This window comes from Patiriisocius marinus, from assembly GCF_008974325.1.
In the GTDB taxonomy this organism is placed as follows: domain Bacteria; phylum Bacteroidota; class Bacteroidia; order Flavobacteriales; family Flavobacteriaceae; genus Patiriisocius; species Patiriisocius marinus.
Window position 1 is genome coordinate 1 of the sequence record NZ_BKCG01000023.1, and the last position, 2070, is coordinate 2070.

The 2070-nt window shown below is 42.2% G+C and carries 1 protein-coding gene; it reads right to left on the minus strand.

Annotated elements, in window-relative coordinates; all coding sequences use genetic code 11:
- Positions 1–2070, minus strand: a 2070-nt coding sequence (locus GBH57_RS16065) for an FIDD domain-containing protein (protein WP_507763221.1), incomplete at both ends; no start/stop codon positions are given.

Genomic DNA, 2070 nt, shown 5'->3' on the forward strand with positions numbered 1-2070 from the left:
GATCTCCTAACTCCGCAGCTGCTGCTGTTTCATAGTAACCTAATCCATAATTCTCACCATCTAATATCTGTGCAGCTCTTATTGTTAAATCGAAAATTTCTTCGCCATCACCATCAATATCACAGAGTGCTATTGGGTCTGGTTGTTCTGGTGCCGGGTTTGGAAGTACTCGTAGCGTTAATGTCACTGTAGTATCTGCACATAAGCTGTTTCCATCAGTTACACGTACAAATAACACTTGTGGGTTTGACGTGTTCTCATAAGCTGTTGCTGGGTTGATGGCATTGGTATTGTCTTCTGCATCAACTAGCGTTTCGAAGTACTGAACTCCAACTCCTGGCGCTCCTCCCGTGATGATATCATCTTGTGTTGTTAAATCGAATGTTGTCACTCCGTCGTTTGGTGCTCCTAGGTCATCACACATATTAAATGGATCTGGCTGGATAACCACTGGTCCTGGAACGGCTTCAATCATAAAACTAGCAATCTTGTAGCACTGTGTATCTCCGTCTTCTAAGCGTACCCAAATCTCTTGTGGGTTCACCGTATTAGTAAACATTGTTGGTGTTGCAATCGCTGGTGTTCCTGCTTCAGCATTTAACAAACTCGTGTAGTAGCTAATAGTAAAATCAGCAGGGTCTTGGGTTCCGTAGATTACTGTTTCGTTTTCTGTTAAATCGAATATCTCAATGCCATCCATCTCCGGGTCACAGGCTAGAATATCATCTAAGTCTACTGGGATTTCTGGGGTTGGATTCACGATTAATTCTAATTCAACTACTCGGTAACATCCTGTAGCAGGGGCTGGCGCTGGGCCTATAAATGTGGCTCTAGCGTAAATAATCTGACCGCCTGATACAATGTTACTATAAGGACTTGTTAATGCAAAGGTGCCATTCTCAGCATCTAGTGCTGTTTCGTGGTAGGTAATACCTACACCTGGTTCTCCGCCTATAATCTCAATATCCTTATCAGTTAAAGTAAAGTCTGTAAAACCATCATTATCAATATCACACTCCTCTAACGGTGTTGGTGTTACTGGTGATGGTAATGGGTTGACAATAAGGTCTAGGGTGATAGATCCGTCATCGATAATACAGCTACTGTTGACATCGGCTGCGCGAATGTAAATAGTCTGTACGGATGGTGTGATGTTTTGATAAGCATTCGCTGGGTTGATCGCTCCTGTGTTGGCTTGCATATCTGCAAGGGTTTCAAAGAAACTGATCTGGATCCCGGTATCTCCTGCTGTGATTTCTGCAATCTTACTTGTTAAATCGAATACCTCTATGCCATCATCTGGCCCTAGTATGTCAGTCTCATCACATAACTCTAATGGCGTTGGTGCTACTAGTGCTGGTGGGATTTCAACACGTAATGTTACGATCGTTTCACTTTCGCAATCATTGTTCACATCACGCACCGTAATGTAAATATCTTGTGGGTTAACCGTATTGATAAATGCTGTTGGGTTTGCGATAGGCGCTGTCATTGCCATATCTGTAAAATACGTCACTACGTATGGTCCACCTGTTAGACCCATCAACATTTGTGGCTCTACATCGGTAAGATTAAATGTTGCCATTCCATCGCCATCATCGTCACAAATCACTAGATCGTCTGGATCCATAATCTGTGGGCTTTCTTCTACTAATAAATGAACGGTTGTTGTATTGTAACAGCCTGTTGCTAGATCGGTTAATCGAATATAGATTATTTGATCAAATGGCACTTCGTTATCATAAGGACTTGCTAATGGTAATACATTATTTATAGCATCGGCTAAAGTAACGTGGTAGCTTACTTGGTAGTTCCCCGCTGGATCACCACTGACTACTTGCTCATCTGCATCTGTTAAAATAAAACTTCCGAAGCCATCATTGTCCTCATCACAGTAAATCAAATCGTCTGGAGTTACTATTGTTGGACGTGGTATTACAACCAACTGACTCATAAAGACACCATAGCATCCCGTTGCACTGTTCTCTACGCGTACCCAAACATCTTCTGGATTGGTAGTGTTCGTGTAATTTGATGGATACGGTAAAAAGGCGTTTTCTGCATTTACTT